The organism is Paenibacillus sp. GbtcB18, from assembly GCF_019091125.1.
Classification (GTDB): Bacteria; Bacillota; Bacilli; order Paenibacillales; family NBRC-103111; genus Paenibacillus_F; species Paenibacillus_F chitinolyticus.
Map to the genome: position 1 here is coordinate 90632 of NZ_JAGXJX010000007.1, position 23107 is coordinate 113738.

The following is a 23107-nucleotide window of genomic DNA, read 5'->3' on the forward strand; positions in this document are numbered from 1 at the left end:
CCCAATAATAACACCAGCCCAAGTCAGAACAGTGACGCAAACGGTGCATATGCGTACATGGTGTTCCCAGACACGGATTACTATCTGGTTGTAACGAAAGCCGGATATGAGACGCACAAAAGCCTGACTATCTCGGTCGGAAGCGACATCGTACGCCATGATGTACAGCTGAAGCCGGCAAGTTCGGGCGGTGATGGCGGTGGCGGCACCCCTGGACCAGAACCCTCGAACCCGGGAACCGAACCTGGCAAGCCTGAACCTGGCAAGCCTGAACCTGGCAAGCCTGAACCTGGCAAGCCTGAACCTGGCGAGCCTGAACCCGGCGAGCCTGAGCCCGGCAAGCCCGAGCCCGGCAAGCCCGAGCCCGGCAAGCCTGAGCCCGGCAAGCCCGAACCTGGCAAGCCCGAGCCCAGCAAGCCTGAGCCTGGCGAACCTGAGCCCGGCAAGCCTGAGCCCGGCAAGCCCGAGCCCGGCAAGCCCGAGCCCGGCGAGCCCGAACCTGGCAAGCCTGTGCCAGGCAAGCCTGAGCCCGGCAAAGACAATGGCAGGATCGGCAACGGTGACTACGGAGCTGGCAGCGGAGGAGCCCATACCGGCGATAACGAGCTGGATGATACCCCGAAAACAGGGGATAACAGCCCATCACCAATCCTCTATATGGCTTTGGCGCTGATGTCCTTAATTACGATCGGACTTTGTCTGCGCCAAAGCAAGCAGAAGAAGCATATCCAGTAACCGGAAAGGCGGTAAGAAATGAGTAAAACTAAAAAAGTTCTTATCGCCGTTTCCATCCTTCTGTTGGTATTCTCTCTTGGTGAGATTGCGAGAACTTTCCTTCGGGATTATGCTGAGCAACAGAAGATCGAAGAGTTGATAAAAGTTCGGGGAGCAGTCCCTTCCCCTTTGACCACGAAGACGAATTCCGAATTTCAAGAGCTTTATGAGAGAAACCCGGACATCGTCGGCTGGCTGAAGATTGACGGCACCCGGATCGAGTATCCAGTCATGCAGAATCAACAGGATGCGCAGTACTATCTCGATCACGATTTCGATAAAAAGAAAAGCAAAAGCGGACTCCCCTTTTTGGATGCTCACAGCCGGATTAACGGCTCGGACATTTTGCTTGTTCACGGACACCACATGAAAAGCGGCTGGATGTTCAAAGACTTGATGAAGTATAAGCAAGAAAGCTTTTATAAGGAGCATGCTGTATTCCAGTTTAGTACGCTTACCGAAAAGGAAGAGTATGAGATTGTCGCTGTTATTCTGTCAAAGGTTTACCGCAAATCGGACGACGTTTTTAAGTATTACCAGATTGAGAAGGTAAGTACGCCAGCCGATTTCGATTCGTATGTTCAGAATATCCAAAAACTCGCTCTTTACGACACGGGCGTAACACCCCGGTATGGTGACAAGCTTATTGTATTGTCTACTTGTGAGTATTCGACCGAAAACGGTCGGTTGGCGGTGGTCGCCCGAAAACGTAAATGACGATTGTTGCAATACGGAGTCAAGCCGCTTTATAATACGTTCTCCCTTGGAGGACGTGTTTTTTTGAATAAATTTAACTTCTCCTCTGGATATTTAGGGGATTAAAACAAATGGCTTGATTTAACAATCCACTGACATATTACTAGATTTGCTATAACAATCTATCCCTACAATAGTCCTATTACACTGCGGATGGGGCGATTACTTGCTTATGTCAATCAAAGGTTTAAAGAAAAGCTTAGCCATCTTTTTAACGATTATGGTCGTGTTGCAAACATTTTTAAGCGGTATTGTCGTAAGCGCTGCCGGTGAAAATTCGGTATCGGATGCGGCGTCCGTGAAATTGATCGATAAAGGCTCTTTCTGGAGCTACAGCGATGAAGGTCTCGACTACGGATATGCGATGAAGGGCTCTTTTGACTTTTCAAATTGGAAGGCGGGTGCGGCTCCGTTCGGTTATAAGGTGACGGGCGGCGTAACCACGGGGGACGTGGCCCCTCAAACGGATTTCGGCAAGGTCTCGACCGTGCTTAGCTTTGGCGGTAACGATAAGAAAAAACACATTACGACGTATTTCAGTAAAACCGTTCCGATCAGCGACACCGGCGCTTACGAATCGTACAAAGCAACGCTGGGAGTCGACGACGGCATTGTTCTTTATGCGAACGGAATCGAAGTTTACCGCGCGGGAATGTCCGTAACGGAAGCGACGTACACGACGTATGCGACTTCGAATAAGACCGATCCGGTCGTATACAAGGAAGATTTAAGCGTCAATCTCAAGGCGGCATTAAAAAACGGCGATAACGTGATTACCGCCGAGATTCACAACTCGACCGATTCCAGCTCCGATTTGTATTTCGACATGGAGCTGACGGCGGCGCTCAAGCAAAGCGGCAGCTGCGGTACGGGCAATGGCCCGGGAACGGGGGCTGCCGACGGTAAAAACATCGTATTGCTGCCTCCGAACGCGGCATGGAAATATCTCGATAACGGTACCGATCAGGCAACCGCTTGGAGGGGAGAGCAATTCGCCGACTCCTCCTGGAGCGTGCAAGCCGGACCTTTCGGTTATCCCGCAGGGAAGGCGACCGACGCATTCGGCAGCGTTAAGCAGCCGATCAGCTACGGGAATAACGCCAGCATGAAGTATCGGACTTCTTATTTCCGCACGACGATAGATGTGAAGAACCTTGTGGATTATAAAAAAATCGCAGGCACGTTCGGTATGGATGACGGGGCGGTTCTCTATGTCAACGGCAAGGAAGTGTACCGGTTTAATATGCCGGAGGGCGAGCCCAACTTCCAGACGCTCAGCTCCACCACGATCAACGAACCTGCCACTGAAACGGTGGATCTGACGTCCGCGTTAAACGGTGTGCTGCATAACGGAATCAATGTGTTGGCGGCGGAAGTTCATCAACGCAGCGACAGCAGTTCGGACCTTTACTGGGATATGAAACTCGTCGCGAATCCGGATGAGACGCCTTCCGGCGGAGGGGGAATTAAAGGCCCCGTCGTTCCGACCGCTATCGCCCTAACGTTTAACGGCGATCCGAAAACTTCCCAAGGTTTCGGCTGGTATACGGACCCAAGCATAACGGGGACTAAGCTGGAGGTGGCCGAATCGGCTAAAGTGGTCAATGGCACATTCCCGGCCGGTGACGCACGCACGTTCGAAGGTACGGCCTTGCCGGTCAGCGTCTATCAGTCCAGTTCGGACAAGAACTCGGGCAAGTTCACGACTTATGCCAGCCATAAGGTTACGGCGACCGGTCTCAAGGCGGGAACGGATTACAGCTACCGGATCGGTGACGGACAAGACGGTCACTGGAGCGACATTCGGAGCTTTACTACGGGAGGGGCCGGAAATGCGTTTACGTTCCTGTATACGACGGACCCTCAAGGGACGACGGAAAGCGAATACGTCACTTGGAAGCATACTTTAGAGGAAGCCCTCGGCAAGTTCCCGGCCTCCAAGTTCGTAACCATCACCGGTGATCTCGTCGACAACGGGGACATCGAGAACCAATGGATGTGGCTGCTGAACCAGCCGAAGGAGATTTTCTCCAAGCTGCCGATCGTACCGGCGCTCGGCAATCATGAGAGCAAGGCAAACAATAATTTCACCTATCATTTCAATGTGCCGAACACTTCAAACACAGAAGCGAAACCGGACGGATCGGTGTACGCGTTCGATTACGGTCCCGCTCATTTTATGGTGATGAATACGGAGTACAACGAAGCCAAGGGCATCGATACCGTCTACAAGAAACAGGAAGAGTGGTTGCGGGCGGAAGCGGCCAAAACGGACAAAAAGTGGAAAATCGTCATGTTCCATAAATCGCCGTACTCCGTAGCGAATCATACGAACGATAGCGATGTCCTTTTCTTCCGTAAAAAGCTGACGGCTCTGTTCGACGAATTGGGTATCGACGTCGTGCTCAGCGGTCATGACCATACCTATACGAGAACGTATCCGATGTTTGATAATGTGCCGGAGAAGACGTCGACCAACGAGAATAACCAAATTATCAATCCGAAAGGAACACTGTATCTGGTGAGCAATGCGGCGGGAGATAAGCGCTATACGCCAAAAGCGGGGCCGTTTCCTTTTGCGGCCAAGTACGGACAGCCCGGCAAAGAAATGTTCACCGGTATAACGGTGGAGGATAATTCGATGTCGTTCCAAGTGTATACGACGACGGAGAAGGGATCGACGGATCTGTACGATCAATTCAGTATTCAGAAAACGGACGCTAAACCTAATCCGGTTAGAGACGCCCGTATGAGTACCATTCAGAACGGGCAATCCACGCTGACATGGAATGCTCCGCAGGGCGGGCCGGAACCGGAGGCTTACCGGATCTATGAGAAGAACGATCAGATGGGAGCAAATTGGAACGCAAGAGTTGTTCCTGCCGGAGGCTCCGCGACGTATGCGTTGGCTAATCTTGACCCGTCCAAGACATACCGGTTTGCTATTAAGGCCGTGAGCGGCAAGAACAGCTCGGATGAAGTTATCGCCGCTTATGGCAATAGCGGTGGCGGTAATGGCGGTGACGGTGGGGGCAGCGGCGGCGGTGGCAATAACAGCGATAACGGAAACACCGGCGGCGCCGGTAACGGCAACAGCGGTAGTGGCAGCAGCAATGGCAATAGCGGCAGCAACAACGGTAACACCGGCAACACCGGTAACAGCGGAAATAACGGCAATCCCAATACAGGCGGGGGAGAAATAGCACCTAAGCCGCAAGTAGAGTTAACGGATATTAAAGACCACTGGGCCTATTCCGTTATTACCCAAGCGGTTGAGAAAGGATTTATCGCGGGGTACGAGGATGGCTCGTTCAAGCCGGACAAGCAGATTAACCGTGTTGAGATGGTCTCGATGCTTGTCAAAGCGCTGCGGTTGAAAGGGGCGGGAGCCAGCCTCACTTTTACGGATGCGGATTTGGTTCCGGATTGGGCGCAGTCGTACGTCTCTCAGGCTGTAAGCGCAGGGCTGATTGACGGATTTTCCGACAATACGCTTCGGCCGAATCAATCGTTGTCCCGGCTGGAACTGGTAACGTTAATCGTTCGCGCTTCCAAGATCGCCGTAGATCCGAAAGCCGAGCCTACGTTTTCGGATGCGGATAAGATTCCTTCATGGGGAGCCCCTTATGTCGCGGCGGCGGCTAAAGCGGGACTCATTCAGGGAAGGGACAACAATGAGTTTGAACCGATGGCAACAGCTACGAGAGCCGAATCGGCGACCACGATTCTGTCTCTACTGAAACACCTTAAAATATAAGTGATCGAGAAATAAGCTTCCCCGTAATTAATTTCGGGGGAGCTTATTTTTTGCGCCAGCATAACTTAATAAAATTGCGCTGCATGCAAGCCGTATAAATGATAGTCTAACTATTAACAATTCATTGCCGGCTTCCAGCCCTGAAGCTGTATTAGGAGGGATTAGGACCCACTTTGTATGGAAGGGAGCGGAGCGGAGCTAGCCATACCATTCCTGTTCCTCGATAAACATTGACGAGTCCCTCTCCTGTAGCTAAAGATCCCATTTTGGTTTTTCCGGATTTCTCTACGGTGAAGTCTAGTGAATTCGACCACATTAACGCAAAGCTTCCATCGACCTTCAGCACATCATTCTCCAGCTCGATGACAACAGCTTCTTCGGTTGGAATCGGCGCTTCCAGTGCAAGAATACCTTTCCCTTTTGCGCTTAAATTAAAAAGGCCTTCTCCGCCGAGTGCGGCAGAGGAAAGATTCTTACGCGCAGTAACGGCTAATTCGAGCGTGGTTTCGCATGCTAAGAACATGCCATCTTCCATCACAATATGATCGTTGTCCACATCAATTAACCACAGGTATTTATAAGTGGTTTCCGTTAAAATCGTACCGGTCCCTTTATAAAGAGGTTTTACTGCACTGGTTCCGGTCACTGCACTAGATACTAGGTTTCTCATCAAACCTCCGACACCTTTGATGCCTGTGGTTAATTCAATATTACCAATCATATACTGCATAGCCCCTGCGCTCAACATAATCTCACTATTGTTTAGTTCGACCATAAGCTGCTTATTGCGCATATTGCTTTTGCTCATAAAGAAGTTATTTTGTGCTTCCGTCATTGTTGTATTGCTCAGATCTTCTTTATACTCGATCACCGTAAATCCACCAAGCTGTTCCTTAATCACAACATTGTCGTTATCTTTAAGATTATTAATCGTGTAAGCCATAGTAATTAGTCCCCCTGGGCGAGTTATTATCTTAAATATGTACAAATATTGCCAATATACATAGGTATTCGACAATAAAAATCCTCTTCCTTGTTTTTTGGTTAAATGCCCTTTTGGGTCCGACAGTAACGACGGCGAAATAGTTTTCTCTTGAAGCGAGATAGAAACACCCTTAGTCAGGGGTTAAAACCAATCTCTCCCCATTGATCTTAACGCCATCCGGTATCGTATTTCCCCAAACCGGAAGCAGGCCGGTCTCTCCCGTAAAACGGCTTCCGGCTAACGAACCGTTATGAAAAACAGCCCCTTCGAAGCTGCATTCCTCAAACCGGCCATGCATAAACATGGCGCCGCGAAAATTAACATCGGAAAAACGGCATCGTATGAACGCTACGTCGTTTGCTATGGCTTTGCTTAAATTGCTTCCGTAAAATCGCAATCCTCAAATCGTTCGCTGATTCTGGCATTATTCAGCTTGTAACGGCGGCCAATGACCGGTTGGCTTCAGCGAGCTGCTCGTCGTCCCACCTTGTAATGAATGGCTTTTTGTTCAAAATGACAACCTCCTGTTTCACCGGTGAAGTTTGGCTGCGTAAGAATACTGCGAGTTTCAGTCTTTTTTTATAAGTTCGGTTAATAGCAACCTAAATCCTGGAAGGCAAAAATAACGTTACAGACAACACGGTGAGCGCTGCTCTAAATAAACAGCGGCGGCGGAGAAGCCGGAAGAATATGCGGGGAATGTACAAGGTTTTGATACAAGGTGTATAAAAAAAGGACTTATTGATGTAAGTTATATAAGTAGAGGTAATAATGACTTCGAGAGAGCAGGATCGATGAAATGACAGATAATAAGAAAGAGCGTTACCGCTTCAGTGAAGCGCCTATATGGAATATCCAGCGGAAATATTACGAAGAATTGGGGACGAAGGCTTGGAACAATGACCAGGTTCCTCAGTACATAACGAGTAATCCGATGATCGCCGCCGCTTATGCGGAAATGATCTTTGGGCTGCTTCAAGACCGCGCGAGTAAGGGATATGGTTCGGAGCCGGTTACCATTGTAGAGCTTGGTGCCGGAGCCGGACGTTTCGCCTACCATGTGCTGCATGAGTTGTGTCAGATGAGAGACTACGCGGGAATACCGCTGCCCGGGTTCCGCTATATCATGACGGATTTGGCGATGAGCAATGTGATGGCTTGGAAGGAACATCCCGCCTTGCAAACTTTCATTGCCGAGGGTTTACTCGATTTTGCGCAATTTGACGCTGTCCATGATACGGTATTGAACCTCGTTGTAGCGGGTACAACCGTTAGTGAAGGAGATTTAAAACAACCGGTAATCATTGTGGCCAACTACTTTTTTGACGGCATCCCGCAAGAGCTGATTTATGTGAGTGAGGGACAAATTTATGAAGCGGATGTTGATGTCGAGTATCCCGAACATAAGGATTCCCTTAAACCGTCGGAATGGTTGAATCAAATCACTTTGCACTATGAGCATCGGCGGGCGCCTGAGTATGAACAAGAAACCTATCCTTACCGCGATGTCATCTCCCTTTACCAGGAGCAGCTGGAAGACTCCCATATTTTATTTCCAGCCGCCGGGTTAACTTGTTTAGAGCGGTTGAATTCATTATCTCAGGCCGGTTTCCTATTGATAACGGCGGACAAAGGAGATCACCTGCTGGATAATTGGAAATTCGCGGAACCGCCGGAGTTGGTCTTGCATGGAAGTTTTTCTTTAACGGCCAACTACCATGCGTTCGTACATGTTTTTGAACAAAGAGGAGCCGAGGCGTTATTTCCTCCCCACCATTACAAAAATATAAATGTCGGTTGTATCCTCCATTTGGACAAACCGAAGGACTATCCGAGTATGAGATTGGCTTATCGCCGATGCATCGAACGCTTCGGTCCGGATGAGTTTTTTAGTATGAAGGGTTGGGTAGATCGGAATCTGGACAGCATGAGGCTGGAGCAAATCTTAAGCTTTTGGCGTTTGGGCGGATATGACGCGGAATTTTTCATTCAAAGCACGAAGCGGATTTCCAGTCTGTTACCGGACGCGAACGATGAAGAAAAGCAGGATTTGTTGAGAGGCATAGAGCTGATGTGGTCCTCCTACTACGTCATGGAGCAGCGTTACGATCTGGCGCTCGATGCCGGATTGATCCTGTTTGAGATGGACATGTACGAACACTCCAAACGGTATTTGGAAATTTCGGTAGAGGAAGAACAAGACGAGGTCGTGTCAACCGTGTTTTATTGTCTCGCCATATGTTGTTTCGAGCTGGAGTTAGTTGAAGATGCATTGAGTTACACACGAAAATTGTTAGAGCTTGAGCCTGATCATGAAGAGGCGTTGGCGCTGATCAGCCATTTTGATGAACCCGAGTAAAGTAGTAAAAAAGGTCTGGCAAACGGTTGGCTGTAGTAACTAGTAACTGGAAAAAACAAGGTTGACTGTACCAAGAGAGGGCTGTCCTCCTGTCATTTGAAGTGACGGGTGGGGACGGCCCTTCTGTATGCCTAAGAGCCGTTTTTGCAAAATGTTAGATTATGAAAATATGGGTTTCACTGATATAGGAATCGTCGATCTTTCAAGGAATTCTAATGAAAAATGCTCTATTTACATATTTTTAATACGTATGTCATTGAATATGTCAGTGACATTAAGTAAGCTCATTTTAGATCACCAATAACTCAGGAAGGGGAATGTCCGACACCTATGGATAAATATGCCGACAGAAAGAAGTTACCGGCCAGTAAAAACCTTAGATGAAGAATGTACAGGCGACAAAGAAACCGAATCTGCTGTATCTGCAAATTGCCGATAAGGTCCTGGAGATTATCCAGAGCCGCAGGCTTCAGCCGCATGATCCCGTCCCTTCAGAAGGAGAGCTCGCGAAGCTGTTCGGCGTAAGCCGGATGACGAGTAAGCTGGCGCTGGAACAGTTGGCTGAGAAGGGCCTGGTGTACCGTTTGCCGAGAAGAGGGACCTTCCTTTCCGGAAAACAGGACGGAGTGCCTGAAAGCGGACTGCTATCAACAGAAAAGAAAGCGCTTCCAATAGAAAAGAAGAAAAGTAATCAGATTGCTCTCATCGTGCCCCATCTATCTGACTACACATCAAGAATCATTGCAGCAGCCGAGAACGAAGCACGAAAGCACGACTGCGATCTTATTCTGAAAATCAGCCGGAATAAAGAGGATGAGGATCGCTGCCTGCAGAGGCTTGTGGATGGGGGAATAAGCGGCATCGTTTTGTTTCCTCAAGGGCGCAAGACGTGCAGTGACCAAGTGCTGAGGTTAAAATTGATGCAATTTCCAATTGTTATTATCGACCGGATTTTTCATGAGGTTCAGATTGATTGCGTGTATCACGATCATTATCTGGGTTCTTACCAAATGACTAAGTATCTGATCGAGAAGGGGCACAGGGAAATCGGATACACGTCGAATTCGCTAGATAATATCACAAGCCGGGAAGAGCGGTATCAAGGTTATATCCAGGCGTTGCTTGATCATGCGATTCCAGTCAAAAACCAATCTATTCATTTCAAAAGCGTTCCTTGCAATCCGAGCCATATTAACGAGGGGGACCCGGAACAGGAACGGTTTATTCATGAAAATCCGCAGATGACAGCGGTTATGTGCGGAGATGACCATGTTGCCATTTCAACCTTATATACAGCTTTACGTATGGGAATTCTTGTCCCTGACAAGCTTTCTATTGTCGGGTTCTCCGATATCCAATTATCGGCATTAACCCCGATTCCTCTTACAACGGTCAGACAGGATACCGAGCAGCTTGCCCAATCGGCATTTAATCTTCTTATGAAGAGAGTTAAGCATTCTCTTGAGAAACAAATTACCATCAAAATTCAAACGACGATCGTAGAGAGGAAATCCGTTCTTTAGGATTGACAGAAGGAGTTTATATGAAAATTCATTTTCTGGGAACCGCGGCCGCAGAGGGCTTTCCGAATGCATTTTGCCGCTGTGAGTATTGCCTCAAAGCACGGGAGCTTGGAGGAAAAAACATCCGTACACGAAGCTCGGCCATCATTGACGATGTAATCAAATTCGACTATGGCCCCGATTCTTATATGCAGGCGCTTCGCGACAACATTGATTTGGGCGCAATCGAGCACCTGCTTGTCACCCATACGCACTCGGATCATTATAACGCTTATGACTTGGAATGCCGCAGAGCGGGAATCGCTCACAACCTTCCGTATCCGCTGCATATTTACGGAAACGATGCCGTGATGCATCATACGCGTGCTGCCATCGGCCGATTTGAAGGGGAACGGTTTGCCTTTCATCTCCTCCGTCCGTTTGAGACGATATCGGTAGGCGATGCGAGGGTTACCCCCCTGCTGGCGGACCATGACAAGATGGAAACATGCTTGTTGTACGTGATCGAGAAGGAGGGCAAAAGCCTGCTGTACGGGCACGATTCGGGCTGGTTTCCGGAAGCTACGTGGGCGTGGTTGAAGGGAAGAAATCTGGATGGTGCCATACTCGACTGCACTCACGGATACACCGGGAAATCCCGCGATCGCAATCATATGTGTATCGAGACGGTACTGGAGGCCCAGCGTGAGTTTCGGAACGAGCAGATTTTAAAAGAAGAAGGACGCATCATCGTCACGCACTTCAGCCATAATTCCAAGCTGCTTCACGATGAATTTGAAAACATATTCAAACCCGCGGGGGTTGTGGTGGCCCATGACGGAATGATCCTCCACATCTAACCGTACGGATGCGGTTTACGAATTATCATGGATTTATAAAATTCCACCTACATGAATAGGGAGTGTGAATCAGAATGTTCAAAAAAATGGTAAGTGCATCTTTACTGACGATCCTGTGTCTTGCGGTAACTGCTTGCGGCGGCAATAACAACGGGAATGCGGATGGGACTGCCCCATCCAATACGTCGTCTTCTGCACAGGTCAAGAATGAAAAGCTGATTGTTTATACAAATGCGAATTCGGATGGCCGCGGCGAATGGCTGGTCGACAAAGCGAAAAGCGCCGGCTTTGAGATTGAGCTTGTCGGAGCAGGCGGTGCCAACTTAACCAACCGGCTGATTGCCGAGAAGAACAATCCGATCGCGGACGTTGTGTTCGGTTTGAACAACATGCTTTATGAAAATTTGAAGAAAGAAAATGTCCTGTCCAAGTATGTTCCGAAATGGGCTGGAGATGTGGAGCCGGGCTTAAACGACCCGGAGGGCTTTTATCACGGACTAGTGAAGCAGGCTATTCTGCTTAGCTACAACCCGAATAAATTTACAGCCGAGACTGCACCGAAGGATTGGACGGAGCTCTATAAAGATCAAGCGTTTAGGGGTAAATATGAAGCTCCAACCCTGCTGGGACAAATTACGCCGCAGCTCGTAGTCGCGGGAATTCTGACCCGATATCAGGATCCGAACGGTGAACTCGGCATTTCCAAAGAAGGCTGGAATGAAGTTAAGCAATTGTTTGACAACGGGGTAAGAGCGGTTGAAGGGGAAGACTTCTATGCCAATCTGGCAAGCGGTAAAACGCCGCTTGGAGCGGTGGTTTCCGGCACACTAAGCAAGAAGGAAGAACAGTATAAAGTGAAAGCAGGCATCGTAAGTCCGCAAATCGGCGTGCCTATGATTGTGGAACATGCGGCTATCATTAACGGCACGAAGAAGAAAGCAACGGCAGAACGGTTCGTCGAGTGGATAGGGACTGCTGAAGTCCAAGGGGAATTTGCCTCTAAATTCAATTCCATGCCTGCGAACATCCAAGCTGCCGCAAAGGCTAATGAATCCGTGAAGGCTTTATATTCCAATTTAAAAGCACAGCCTATGGACTGGGGCTTTATTGCCGGCAACATCGGAAAATGGGTAGAGAAAATTGAATTACAGATCATGAAATAAGCAAAGCGGGATGAACGACAGACTGCATATTGGGGGGCCAATATGCAGTTATTCTTTAAGAAAACGGGAATAGGGGTAACTATGATAACATTTAATGAAATTCAAATTAAATTCGGTCATTTCCACGCCATCAAAAACCTCAATCTGCAAATAAAAGAAGGCGAGTTTTTTACCTTTCTCGGACCGTCGGGGTGTGGAAAAACAACGATTCTGCGCAGTCTGGTCGGATTTATCAAACCTACGAGCGGACACATTATGCTGGACGGCAGAGACATTACCCATGTGCCTATCGAAAAAAGAGAGATCAGCATGGTGTTCCAGAGCTATGCCCTGTTTCCGACTATGAATGTGTATGATAATCTCGCTTTCGGTATGCGTGTTAAAAAGGCTTCGAAGGCCGATATAGACCGGGAAGTGAGGGACATTGCGCAGAAGGTGGATCTGAAGGAAGACCAGCTTTTTAAGAAGGTGTCGGAATTGTCCGGCGGCCAGCAGCAGCGCGTAGCGATTGCCAGAGCGCTGGTCCTAAAGCCGAGTATTCTGGCGCTGGATGAGCCTTTATCCAATTTGGACGCCAAGCTGAGGGTACAATTGCGCAATGAGTTAAAAAATCTTCAGAAGAAGTTCGGGATCACCACGATCTATGTTACTCACGATCAAGAAGAAGCACTGACATTGTCGGATCGCATCGCTGTCTTCAATAATGGAATCGTCGAGCAAGTCGGCAGTCCTCAAGAAGTATACAATCAGTCCAAAACGGAGTTTGTATGTAATTTTATAGGCGATATCAATAGAATCGACCCGCTGATTATCCGAAACAGCCGATTGAAGGATTGCATCGACCCTAACAAAATAGCCTATATCCGCAACGAAAAAGTGAGCTTGCTGCCCCTGCCCGGTACTGAAGCTGTACAAATGAAAGGCAAAATCGTAGATCAGGAGTTTTATGGGCTGTACAGCAAATATGTAATAGAGGTGGCCGGAGGGGGACTCATCAAGACCATCGAGAAAGAAAGCGGGTTTGCTCCCGATAAAGTCGGCGACGATATTGATATTTATATCCGTATCAGCGATATTCTGCAGTACTAAGGGAAGGAGGAAGTGTGTTGAACGCAGACAAAATAAAAAAAAGGCTGACATCCATCAATCCGACCGCATTCGTTTTTTATGCTCTGATAGCCTGGTTTGTCATAGCCTTTCTGATTTATCCTAACCTGAACACCTATTATGAAATCTTTTTTAAGGGCGGTAAATTTTCGTTCGAGGCGGCGGAGAAGCTTTTGTCATCCGAACGTGCGATGAGAAGCTTGTATAACAGTTTTATTCTGGCCGTATCCCTTGTTTTTACGGTAAACATTGTCGGCGTTACTCTGGTTCTGATCTCGGAATATTTCGATATTAAGGGTGCGAAAATTTTAAGGCTGGGCTATTTTACAACTCTTATCTATAGCGGTGTCGTATTGGTGTCGGGGTATAAATTCGTATACGGTGAAACGGGATTCATGACCAAGCTGCTGGTCAATCTGTTTCCTTCCTTTGATACGACATGGTTTCACGGCTACTGGGCCGTTCTGTTCGTAATGACGTTCGCCTGCACTTCCAACCACGTCCTGTTTCTAAGCAATGCTGTTCGTAAAATTGATTTTCAAACCGTAGAAGCGGCAAAGAATATGGGGGCATCGACCTTTTATATCCTGTGGAGAGTCGTTCTCCCGGTCTTGAAGCCTACGATGTTCGCGCTGACCATCTTGATTTTTCTGACGGGACTGGCTGCAACGTCCGCTCCTCTGATCTTAGGTGGAGTAGAGTTTCAAACGATCACACCGATGATCTTAACCTTCTCGAACAGTGCGTCCTCCAAAGATTTAGCTGCGCTGCTGGCTCTCATTCTAGGCTTGGCTACTTTAATTCTGCTGACCCTTATGATCAGATTTGAACGAAAAGGTAACTTCATGTCCGTTTCCAAAGTCAAGTCGGAGCTGGTTAAGCAAAAGATCAACAATAAGCTTGGAAATGCTGCCGTGCATATTCTGGCGTACTTCCTGTTTCTCCTTTATATCATTCCGGTCGTTCTCATTATCGTCTTTTCATTTACGGATGCACACAGCATATCAACGGCAACGTTGAATTTTCACAGCTTCTCCTTGAGCAATTATATGAATGTGTTCTCCAACATGTCCGCATTCAAACCTTATCTTGTCAGTATTGCGTACGCCGCTGCAGCATCGGTAACCGTTGTGGCTCTGGCCTTGGCGGCATCGCGAATTTTGCATAAATACAAGAACAAGTGGACAATGGCTCTGGAGTATGCGCTGCTGATCCCGTGGATGCTGCCGTCGACTTTAATCGCGATCGGGCTCATCGTAACTTTTAACACGCCAAGACTGATTATCGGGAATTATATATTGGTTGGGTCCGTCTGGATGCTGTTTCTTGCCTATGTCATCGTGCACATACCGTTCACTCTCCGGATGGTGAAAGCGTCTTTCTTCAGTCTGGACAGTAACCTGGAGGATGCGGCGAAAAATTTGGGTGCCAAGTCATTCTACACATTCACCAAAGTATTACTGCCCATTATTCTCCCGTCAACGCTGGCCATTCTTGCTTTGAATTTCAACGGTATTTTGGCGGATTACGATCTTACCGTATTTCTCTATCATCCTTTGTACCAGCCTCTCGGTATCGTTATCAAGAACAGTACGGATGCACAGGCTCTGGCTGACACCAAAGCGTTAACGTTGGTATATTCCGTCATATTGATGGTTATGTCCGCCATTACTTTATACTTTGTATATGGAAGAAAAAGTAAGGTGTAAAAAGCTTTTTTAACCATGAAATGGACCCCCTGCCTTAGCAAGGGGGTTCTATTTTAATTATGCCGCTAGATCAGCCGGAACCGTAAATAACGGTGAAAAATAATGTTCGGAGAAGACAGGAGGACGTAAGGATGTGTGGAATATAGGTATCCGACATTATTAGATGCGAGGAGTGCCAAACTTTGGTTTATAACCCGATTCTATATTTGGCGGTGAGATGAATGGACAGATTGAAGCACAGCGGATTCTATAAACTTAAATTTTTCATAACGCCGGAAGAATTTGAAAGTGTCTTGAAGCACTTTGAGCCGAAACAGGCACAATTTCATCTTACTAATCATGCCCGGACCAAACATGATCAACATGAGGTAGTTGAGGCTTACCAAACGTTTTACCGATATTTTACGGCACAAGAAAAGCCGAATTACTACCCATTCTTCGTATATTCAATTCCTTTTGCTGCGGGCAATGAAAGCTCCGGATTCTTTGTAAGAAACGAAGGAATCCGATTTCCCTATCATGGGCAGTGGGCGGAAGATGAATTGCCGTATGTCATGCTTTCGCTTCCCAAGGGCTTTCAAATTAATCTGGAGGATGAGAAAGGGAAGTATTACGTGTATGAGGATATCCGGGAACATCAGCCGTTAACTTATGCTTTTTTTGATGAACTGGCAAGCTATACGAAAAAAATCACAAAGCCGCTTCGTTTCTCGGCCTACGCGGCAGATGCTTTACAAGAGCAAAAACCGCCTGTTCGCATAAGCCAAAATGCGGCAAATGAACTGGCGGATTCCTGGATTTTTAAAAAATATGAACTTGTTATGAAGGGCAAGCAGTAGACATCTTTCCCGAAAGCCTTTCGAAAAAAAAGGCCGCGTTACGCGGCTTTGGGCCGGATGCCGCCGGCCGTTTTAAGCGGCGGCATCCTGCACCTGTTTTCCGGCAATTATAGCCGCTCCGACAAAATACGAACCATATTTTCCATATGTTTAATCCAGTCGGAATCCCCGTCTCTCAGCTCATACAGCTCTCGGTCTCCGCCTTTATTATCGAGTACCTGCTGAACCAGCTGCTTCAATTCGAGCACATCCTCAGTCTCCAAGACAATCTCGTTCAGGCCGTTCAGCTGCTCGTACTTCGTCTTGCCGTTTTCGATATAGGCGCATACAATTTCAGACAGAGCGATGGCCGTGTTATCGTAAAGGAAATCCTCCTCGTCCGGGTCCTCCGAAAGGAATCCGATCTCCTTGAAATGAGCGATCAGTTCCTTTAACTGGACTGATTTACGCTCCGTTGTGTATTCCGTTAACGCATGAAGAACGTCCAGTCCTTCGTCACTTTCCAGCGATGCCGTACCCCAAGATCCCATGGTTGATCTCACCTTTCGTTACCTGTTTTTATGCTAGTCTTCTCTGCTTTAGGCGCATGACGCTCAATGACATAGCCCGGGCGGGAACAGCATGCCATTCCTGCTCTAAGGCATATAGGAACCGACCACAGCGAATTTTTGCTCGTTGTCTATGGTCATATATTTCACTTCAATGACGCTGCCTTTTTGAAAAGCGGGAATATTCACGATCTGGATGACGGCTTTTACCAAGGCGTGGACCACCTTGCCGTCCTGTTGGGTGACGGTCAGATCAAGCAAGACTTCCGGCTGATCGTCCACTTGTACATTAGTTTGCCGGATGGAATTGATCACCGCTTGCGCGGAAGTCCCTTCCGTAAGAATGGTTTTGCTTTGCAGGCGTTGTTTGCTGCGGGTACGCAGCATCAGAACCACGATGGTACTTGCAACGGACGCCGTAATTAGTGAGATAATGACAAGTATCACAATCAGTGCACTCAACGGCAGACACCTCGCTTCCTTCTCTTATTCAGAAATGGAAAAATGATCCTACCTACTAAGATTAATTTAATCATATAAATAAGTCTATATTTTTACCTCAAAACGTGCCGTTGCTGAAAGTGCGCTAAGATTCTGCGCTGCTAAACTACGGCGGAAACTAGAAGAACTCACAAAAAATACAAACCAAACTCCTTAATTCTGCATAAACTGAGTTAAGGACTTGGTTTTTTTTGTTTTTAGGGCTTTTGGAAGTACTTAATGGTAGATATTTTAGTGTAAAAATAATTATAATAGAGTAGATAGGGTTATAGTGGAGACAGAATCGGTTCGTTCTTAGGTGGTGCCTTGCTTTTTTACTATACGAAGCAGGCGTGCCTGCTCTTTTTTTATAAATATAGAGGATAAGGAAGGTTATCATGAAAACAGACGTTATCTTAATCGGTGCCGGGGTCATGAGCGCGACTTTGGGATCGTTACTGAAAGAGCTAGTGCCGGAATGGGAAATCAAAGTGTTCGAGAAACTCGCAAAGGCAGGAGAAGAAAGCTCTAACGAATGGAATAACGCGGGTACAGGCCATTCCGCACTGTGCGAGCTTAACTATACTTCCGAAAAACCGGACGGTTCCGTAGATATAAGCAAAGCGATTCAAATTAATGAACAGTTTCAGCTTTCCAGACAGTTCTGGTCTTATCTTGTAAACAGCAAGCTGATCCGCAATCCGCAGGATTTTATTATGCCGATTCCGCATATGAGTATGGTGCAGGGGCAAGAGAATGTTACGTTCTTGAAGAAACGGTTTGAAGCGATGTCGAACAACCCTTTATTCCAAGGGATGGAGTTTTCCGATGATCCCGAGAAATTGAAGGAATGGATTCCGCTTATCATGGAAGGCCGTACATCGAGTGAACCGATCGCGGCTACTAAAATCGATTCTGGGACGGACGTCAACTTTGGCGCTTTAACGCGCATGCTTTTTGACTACCTGCAGACCCAAAATGTGGAGATGCATTACAAACATAGCGTGGACAATATTAAGCGTGCCGCCGACGGATCGTGGGAATTGAAGGTGCGCAACCTCGATAACGGCAGCGTCGAACGCCACACGGCGAAATTCGTCTTTATCGGCGGCGGCGGCGGAAGCCTGCATTTGCTGCAAAAGTCCGGTATTCCCGAAGGAAAACATATTGGCGGATTCCCGGTAAGCGGGCTCTTTATGGTGTGTAACAATCCGGAAGTGATCGAACAGCACCATGCCAAAGTATACGGCAAAGCCAAAGTCGGAGCTCCGCCTATGTCGGTTCCGCACTTGGATACACGCTATATTGACAACAAAAAATCGCTGCTGTTCGGACCGTTCGCCGGCTTCTCGCCTAAGTTCTTAAAAACGGGTTCCATGTTTGATTTAATCACGTCGGTGAAACCGGATAATGTCTTGACGATGCTGGCGGCCGGTGTCAAAGAGATGGCCTTGACCAAATACCTGATCCAGCAGGTACTATTATCGAATGAGAAGCGCGTGGAAGAACTGCGCGAGTTTATCCCGAACGCCAAAGGCGAGGACTGGGATATCGTCGTGGCGGGCCAGCGTGTGCAGGTGATCAAGGATACGGAAGCCGGCGGCAAAGGCACCCTACAATTCGGTACGGAAGTGATTACAGCCGCTGACGGCTCAATCGCCGCGCTGCTCGGCGCTTCTCCGGGGGCTTCGACTGCCGTACACGTGATGCTGGAGATCTTGGCACGATGTTTCCCGCAGCATATGAAAGAGTGGGAACCGAAAATCAAAGAAATGATTCCTTCTTACGGCGTGTCACTCTTGAACAATCCCGAGCTTTTCCAAGAAATTCTCACGTCAACGGCTCAGACGCTTGGTCTGGTCGAGAAAGAACTGGCTTATAACTGATTATAGATAAGGAACCTTTGATCCGTTCTTGGATCGAAGGTTTTTTTGCGTTTGCGGCAGAAGATCTGGAAATCCGATAGACTGGCGTTTCACGTCGTATACGTAGGGGGGAAATGATAGAAGCAATTCCTATATATAGTATAATAGAGCCAGGCTGCTTTAAATCTAAGCTGAATTGACTATCCAAATTTACTATGAAAATTTAAAAGTTCATGACACAGGGGGGAAGACGCATGTATCTGGTATCTCGGCCAAAGCCGCTATCTGACGGCATCAACCAAGCGCTTGCGATAGACGAGGCCGTTTTTCCACCGGGCTATCTCCGGTTTTTGCGGTCCTTCGGCGAAGGGACCTATAGGGGATGGATGAATGTGCAGCTGCCGGACCCGGAGGTGCTTAAGCCTTTTGCCGAGTACGGGTTATGGGAGCATGACGCGGACAGCCCGATTACCGAGCGGCAGATCGCAGAGTGTGTCGCTGTAGGCACGACGGTGGACGGCGATTTTCTGGCGGTGCATCCCCAGACGGCTCAGCTGCTTTGGCTGCCGCGGCATGGGGAACGAGTGACGGCGATTCCTCTCCAGACGCGGGAGCGGGAAGATGAAGCGACGTACGCTTCGGTGCTGGACGAAATCTATCGTCAGGTGTACGGATGCGGCCGGGAGGGAGCCGTTTATTACGAGCCGTGGACGGGGTCAAGGAGCCATTTCTTTTTACGGCTGCCACCGGGACAGGAAGGGTTCTCGCTGGTAGATCTGGCCGGAATGTGCCGAGCGGCTTTTTCGCCGGATCTGTCCGTTGAAACCGAATATTCTTGCTTCCTCTTCTATCAGGCATGGGGCGGTTATGTGAGATTTAATTACGCCAACGGGCAAGAGGTGGCCGTCATGTATGAACAGGACGAAATACAGGCGGTAGACGTTATAAAACAGTGGCTCGTGTCGAAAGGATGCGAACCGTATCCGAAGAAGTCATGAAACCTGCAAGCAGCCTTTTAAGACGGATCAAAAAAACGGCAGCAAGAGGAGGTCCTCATGGAACTATCCTTTTATTTAGATACACATGGAACGTGTGTGAGTGAATTGACAGATGAACTGTTACCGTTAGAAGAAGCGGCGAAAACATGGGAATTTCCTTATGCGATCGTTGTTGTCTTTCGTGTTTTACCCGAAAGCTATGGACGAAAGACATTCAGACGTTTTGACAGCCGGGATAACTTATTGGGTTTAGACATGAGCCTAATTTACGAGCAGTATCTGCGGATGTCTAAGAACGAGCAGCGTGAGACCTTAGGTATTTATTTATACGACTATCTGTCGGAGTCTGTTGCTAAATATAAGAAGTACGCGGATAAGGACACTCAGAACCGCTTCTTGGCCCAGGTGAAGAGTTGGATGCTGGAGAACAACTGGCTTCATGGAAAAATAAATAGAGCGCGGGAGCTTCTTGCACAGGATATGGGGCTATATGAAGTCAGCCAAGAATTGAAAATGCCCTTAGAAGAAATTGAGTATATCTTGCTGCGTATGAATGATTACGAGCCTGCCGACGTTCACCCGGATAACAGAAACATCTAGATAGCTGCCAACTTTGGAGAATCAGCCTCGGGGAATCATTGGGGTTAGAACCTTTGGTCCGTTCGGATTGAAGGTTTTTTTGTATGTGCAGCGGATACAATTGTTAATCGTATAGACCCTGATACGAAAATTGGTATAATAAATGGATCATTCAGATGAAGCAAAGCCTTCATTCCGCTTAATTTTTTTAGAAAACATGCGTCCATATAGGAGGGCTTAAAAGTGTATGGTTGAGAAAAAGGTCACCTGGTTAGAGCTTTTTTATGATCTTCTTTTTGTCGCGGCAGTCTCAAAGGCAACTCATGTCTTACTGCATGCGGATCATGGGGTCATTCCCATTGAATATTTAGTTAAATTCGTACTGATTTTTATCCCGATCTGGTGGGGATGGGTAGGACAAACGCTCTTTGTAAACCGATTCGGTCAAGATATCTTTATCCATCGAATATTAAGCATCCTGCAGCTCTTTTTTATTTTAATTATGACAGCGAGCTTATCTCCTGATTTTGATCAATACTATATTCCCTTCTTCATAGGATATATAGGTTCGAGGGCACTGACCGCCATTCAATATTTGTTGGTGCATAAATCAAAAGCCGCTCATCAACAATCGACCGCTTCTTATTTGGGGACGCACTTTCTGATCGGAATCTTGATCTCCTCTTGTTCGCTTTTCTTTGACTCGTGGATCCGGTATGCCGTTCTGTACTTGGGGATTGCCGTCGATATTATACTTCCCCTGATCGGGCGAAAGCACCTGGTAAAAACACCTATACATACGCCTCACTTATTTGAACGGTTTGCCTTATTTACGCTCATTCTATTGGGTGAATCGGTGGTCAGTATTCTGGCCGTGCTGCAGTTCAACAGTTGGGATCTGCCATCCGTTTTGTTCGTTGCGTTTACAAGCGTGTTAGTGATCGCCATCTGGTGGCAGTACTTTGAAAATGTCGAAACCAAGGTGAGCAAGGAAATCCAAACGGCCGGCCAGACGATTATTTACGGACACTTATTCATCTACTTGTCCATGAGTATGATCGCGGCTGCCATCCAGTTGTTATATCAAGAGAAATTAAATTATATGTTCATGTTGATTTTTGCATTCGGTTCCGTTCTTCTTTACTTTTTCTCCACTTCTTTGGTTTTTCACCTGTACCGACCCAAACATCTGCGTTTAAAGCCTTATCATTTGGCCGTATTATTAGGGATTCTGGGCTGCTGTATAGCATTAAACTTGATTTATCATGTACCCAATTATGCGATTGTCGGGGAGATGATGGTCTTCTTTATCGCGTATGCGAAAATGACGACTTGATGATTGAACTATCAGGAATTCAAAAAAAGATGAATGAAAAACCATCCCGGAATAAGCAAATTCGCGGGATGGTTTTGTTTTTACGAAAGAGGTTAACCTCTTTGCGCGTTGGATCGCTTTTCCGTGGCAAAATAAAGCAGGGCGGCGATCGGGAAAGCTATACCGGTCCATAACGCGGCGCTCCATCCTCCCGTGGCGTATATCCACCCCCCGATTGCAGATCCGACGGCTCCGCCAAAAAAGAAAATAGCCATAAAGAGCCCATTCAGCCGGCTGCGAATTTCCGGGCTTAGCGAGAAGAGCGCGCGTTGCCCAAGTACGAGATTTGCGGAGACGCCGGCGTCCAATAATACGGCTGAAACGACAAGAACAGCTACCCCGACGGATGAACCCGTACGGATTACAAGCGGCAGCAGCATAGAAATGGCGACCGCAGCGAGTGCAATTCCCGTTGCGGGTTTGGTCCAGCCGCGGTCGGCCAATCGTCCGGCTACGGGAGCCGCTATTGCACCCGCGACTGCGGCAAGCGCGAACAGCGCGATGGCTTTCTGGGAAAAATGAAAGAGCGGTCCGGCTAACAGCAACGGTGCCGTTGTCCAAAATAAGCTGAAAGTCGCAAACACACAGGCGTGATAGGCAGCCCGGCGGCGTAAGATCGGGGTTGTTCGCAGCAAGTGCCACATCGAACCGAGCAGAGCCGTATAGGATGTGTCTGTCGACGGTTTTCTAACAGGCAGCGCCTTGGACAGGACGACAGCCAGAATAATGACAGCTAAGGCTGACAAAGCGAATACGGCATGCCAGCCAAAGAAGTCGGCTGCCAAGCTCGACAGAGGGCGCGAAAGCATGATTCCAAGCAGCAGCCCGCTCATGACATTGCCGACAACGCGGCCGCGTGAAGTTTCGGAGGCAAGGTAGGATGCGAAAGGCACGAGTACCTGCGCGGCAACCGACCCTAATCCGATTACAAAAGAAGCGGCTAAGAATGGCACCGCCTGTTTTGACACTGCCGTGACTGCAAGGGCGGCCCCTGTGAGAAGCAATGAAACGACAACCAGTCTTCGGTTCTCAACGATATCTCCCAGAGGCACGACAAACAACAAGCCGGCTACATAACCAATCTGCGTTAACGTCACGATAAAGCCGGAGCTGTTTGCGGACAGCCCGATTGAAGTGCTGATTTCCCCGACCAAAGGCTGCGCATAGTAAAGATTGGCTACAATGATACCGCATGCGGCTGCCAGCAGCAGGGTTAGCCATGCCGGGATATTTTTTTCGGTTGTTTGTGTTTTGAAAACATTCATTTTAGACAACTCCTTATATCGAAATATCATGCTCTAACGCAGCAACTGCATAGTTCCACGCCGTTACAATTCCGTGCGGTGTTCTCCGGAGGATAATTTCTCCCTTCTTCGATGTTTTAAATACTAAACGATCAGTTTATTAATTGATATTAGAATCATATACTGAACGTGTAGTTTTGTAAATAG

19 protein-coding genes are annotated in these 23107 nt (G+C 47.9%); 13 read left to right on the forward strand and 6 right to left on the reverse strand.

The features are described from left to right. Positions 1-127: 127 nt before the first annotated feature. Positions 128-643 carry a Cys-every-fifth RiPP peptide CefA gene (locus tag KVT34_RS32770; RefSeq protein ID WP_369016294.1) on the reverse strand — a complete coding sequence of 172 codons (516 nt, stop codon included), beginning with the start codon at positions 641-643 and terminating at the stop codon, positions 128-130. A 110-nt stretch (positions 644-753) separates the two neighbouring features. Here KVT34_RS32770 and srtB point away from each other — a divergent pair, with 110 nt between their 5' ends. Together srtB and KVT34_RS20130 are read left to right on the forward strand one after the other, a co-directional pair. Then, positions 754-1491 carry a class B sortase gene (gene srtB / locus KVT34_RS20125; RefSeq protein WP_217560621.1) on the forward strand — a complete coding sequence of 246 codons (738 nt, stop codon included), beginning with the start codon at positions 754-756 and terminating at the stop codon, positions 1489-1491. A gap of 211 nt (positions 1492-1702) precedes the next feature. After that, complete coding sequence (locus KVT34_RS20130) at positions 1703-5287, forward strand: S-layer homology domain-containing protein (protein WP_217560622.1); 3585 nt, start codon at positions 1703-1705, stop codon at positions 5285-5287. A 151-nt stretch (positions 5288-5438) separates the two neighbouring features. Here KVT34_RS20130 and KVT34_RS20135 read toward each other — a convergent pair whose 3' ends face one another. Beyond that, the gene (locus KVT34_RS20135; RefSeq protein WP_217560623.1) at positions 5439-6230 is read right to left on the reverse strand and encodes an AIM24 family protein; all 792 of its coding nucleotides are present in this window, start codon (positions 6228-6230) and stop codon (positions 5439-5441) included. A 172-nt stretch (positions 6231-6402) separates the two neighbouring features. Beyond that, positions 6403-6669 carry a pentapeptide repeat-containing protein gene (locus tag KVT34_RS20140; protein WP_254635026.1) on the reverse strand — a complete coding sequence of 89 codons (267 nt, stop codon included), beginning with the start codon at positions 6667-6669 and terminating at the stop codon, positions 6403-6405. Between the two features lie 402 nt (positions 6670-7071). Between KVT34_RS20140 and KVT34_RS20145 the strand changes: the two genes are divergently transcribed. From KVT34_RS20145 to KVT34_RS20175, 7 genes are all read left to right on the forward strand, one after another. After that, positions 7072-8631, forward strand: coding sequence for an SAM-dependent methyltransferase (locus KVT34_RS20145; RefSeq protein ID WP_217560624.1), 1560 nt, complete (start codon positions 7072-7074; stop codon positions 8629-8631). A 380-nt stretch (positions 8632-9011) separates the two neighbouring features. Continuing rightward, on the forward strand, positions 9012-10154 hold the full coding sequence (locus KVT34_RS20150; protein ID WP_217560625.1) for a GntR family transcriptional regulator: 1143 nt from the start codon (positions 9012-9014) through the stop codon (positions 10152-10154). A gap of 20 nt (positions 10155-10174) precedes the next feature. Further along, the gene (locus tag KVT34_RS20155; RefSeq protein WP_217560627.1) at positions 10175-10993 is read left to right on the forward strand and encodes an MBL fold metallo-hydrolase; all 819 of its coding nucleotides are present in this window, start codon (positions 10175-10177) and stop codon (positions 10991-10993) included. Positions 10994-11067: 74 nt separating this feature from the next. Then, complete coding sequence (locus KVT34_RS20160) at positions 11068-12156, forward strand: extracellular solute-binding protein (RefSeq protein WP_217560628.1); 1089 nt, start codon at positions 11068-11070, stop codon at positions 12154-12156. An 81-nt stretch (positions 12157-12237) separates the two neighbouring features. Further along, the gene (locus tag KVT34_RS20165; protein ID WP_217560629.1) at positions 12238-13245 is read left to right on the forward strand and encodes an ABC transporter ATP-binding protein; all 1008 of its coding nucleotides are present in this window, start codon (positions 12238-12240) and stop codon (positions 13243-13245) included. Between the two features lie 17 nt (positions 13246-13262). Continuing rightward, on the forward strand, positions 13263-14972 hold the full coding sequence (locus KVT34_RS20170; protein WP_217560630.1) for an ABC transporter permease: 1710 nt from the start codon (positions 13263-13265) through the stop codon (positions 14970-14972). 221 nt (positions 14973-15193) lie between these two features. Beyond that, positions 15194-15811 carry a hypothetical protein gene (locus KVT34_RS20175; RefSeq protein ID WP_217560631.1) on the forward strand — a complete coding sequence of 206 codons (618 nt, stop codon included), beginning with the start codon at positions 15194-15196 and terminating at the stop codon, positions 15809-15811. A gap of 107 nt (positions 15812-15918) precedes the next feature. Here the strand turns inward: KVT34_RS20175 and KVT34_RS20180 are convergent, their stop codons facing one another. Beyond that, positions 15919-16341, reverse strand: a complete 423-nt coding sequence (locus KVT34_RS20180) for a DUF4259 domain-containing protein (protein ID WP_217560632.1) — start codon at positions 16339-16341, stop codon at positions 15919-15921. A 105-nt stretch (positions 16342-16446) separates the two neighbouring features. Next, positions 16447-16821 carry a hypothetical protein gene (locus KVT34_RS20185; RefSeq protein WP_217560633.1) on the reverse strand — a complete coding sequence of 125 codons (375 nt, stop codon included), beginning with the start codon at positions 16819-16821 and terminating at the stop codon, positions 16447-16449. Positions 16822-17237: 416 nt separating this feature from the next. Between KVT34_RS20185 and KVT34_RS20190 the strand changes: the two genes are divergently transcribed. From KVT34_RS20190 to KVT34_RS20205, 4 genes are all read left to right on the forward strand, one after another. Further along, positions 17238-18725, forward strand: coding sequence for a malate:quinone oxidoreductase (locus tag KVT34_RS20190; protein WP_217560634.1), 1488 nt, complete (start codon positions 17238-17240; stop codon positions 18723-18725). Between the two features lie 233 nt (positions 18726-18958). Continuing rightward, positions 18959-19702 (forward strand): hypothetical protein, encoded by a 744-nt coding sequence (locus tag KVT34_RS20195; RefSeq protein WP_217560636.1) that lies wholly within the window; start codon positions 18959-18961, stop codon positions 19700-19702. 57 nt (positions 19703-19759) lie between these two features. After that, on the forward strand, positions 19760-20302 hold the full coding sequence (locus KVT34_RS20200; protein WP_217560637.1) for a hypothetical protein: 543 nt from the start codon (positions 19760-19762) through the stop codon (positions 20300-20302). 226 nt (positions 20303-20528) lie between these two features. Further along, complete coding sequence (locus KVT34_RS20205; protein ID WP_217560638.1) at positions 20529-21617, forward strand: low temperature requirement protein A; 1089 nt, start codon at positions 20529-20531, stop codon at positions 21615-21617. A 92-nt stretch (positions 21618-21709) separates the two neighbouring features. Here the strand turns inward: KVT34_RS20205 and KVT34_RS20210 are convergent, their stop codons facing one another. Further along, on the reverse strand, positions 21710-22921 hold the full coding sequence (locus tag KVT34_RS20210; RefSeq protein ID WP_217560639.1) for an MFS transporter: 1212 nt from the start codon (positions 22919-22921) through the stop codon (positions 21710-21712). Between the last annotated feature and the right edge of the window lie 186 nt (positions 22922-23107).

Excerpts from the sequence above, each read along its gene's own strand:
- KVT34_RS20135 (WP_217560623.1), bottom strand. The coding sequence starts at position 6,230 with ATGGCTTACACGATTAATAATCTTAAAGATAACGACAATGTTGTGATT.
- KVT34_RS20130 (WP_217560622.1), top strand. The coding sequence starts at position 1,703 with ATGTCAATCAAAGGTTTAAAGAAAAGCTTAGCCATCTTTTTAACGATT.
- KVT34_RS20195 (WP_217560636.1), top strand. The coding sequence starts at position 18,959 with ATGTATCTGGTATCTCGGCCAAAGCCGCTATCTGACGGCATCAACCAA.
- KVT34_RS20175 (WP_217560631.1), top strand. The coding sequence starts at position 15,194 with ATGGACAGATTGAAGCACAGCGGATTCTATAAACTTAAATTTTTCATA.
- KVT34_RS20160 (WP_217560628.1), top strand. The coding sequence starts at position 11,068 with ATGTTCAAAAAAATGGTAAGTGCATCTTTACTGACGATCCTGTGTCTT.
- KVT34_RS20145 (WP_217560624.1), top strand. The coding sequence starts at position 7,072 with ATGACAGATAATAAGAAAGAGCGTTACCGCTTCAGTGAAGCGCCTATA.
- KVT34_RS20200 (WP_217560637.1), top strand. The coding sequence starts at position 19,760 with ATGGAACTATCCTTTTATTTAGATACACATGGAACGTGTGTGAGTGAA.
- KVT34_RS20155 (WP_217560627.1), top strand. The coding sequence starts at position 10,175 with ATGAAAATTCATTTTCTGGGAACCGCGGCCGCAGAGGGCTTTCCGAAT.
- KVT34_RS20190 (WP_217560634.1), top strand. The coding sequence starts at position 17,238 with ATGAAAACAGACGTTATCTTAATCGGTGCCGGGGTCATGAGCGCGACT.
- KVT34_RS20180 (WP_217560632.1), bottom strand. The coding sequence starts at position 16,341 with ATGGGATCTTGGGGTACGGCATCGCTGGAAAGTGACGAAGGACTGGAC.
- KVT34_RS32770 (WP_369016294.1), bottom strand. The coding sequence starts at position 643 with ATGGGCTGTTATCCCCTGTTTTCGGGGTATCATCCAGCTCGTTATCGC.
- srtB (WP_217560621.1), top strand. The coding sequence starts at position 754 with ATGAGTAAAACTAAAAAAGTTCTTATCGCCGTTTCCATCCTTCTGTTG.
- KVT34_RS20150 (WP_217560625.1), top strand. The coding sequence starts at position 9,012 with ATGAAGAATGTACAGGCGACAAAGAAACCGAATCTGCTGTATCTGCAA.
- KVT34_RS20210 (WP_217560639.1), bottom strand. The coding sequence starts at position 22,921 with ATGAATGTTTTCAAAACACAAACAACCGAAAAAAATATCCCGGCATGG.
- KVT34_RS20205 (WP_217560638.1), top strand. The coding sequence starts at position 20,529 with ATGGTTGAGAAAAAGGTCACCTGGTTAGAGCTTTTTTATGATCTTCTT.
- KVT34_RS20165 (WP_217560629.1), top strand. The coding sequence starts at position 12,238 with ATGATAACATTTAATGAAATTCAAATTAAATTCGGTCATTTCCACGCC.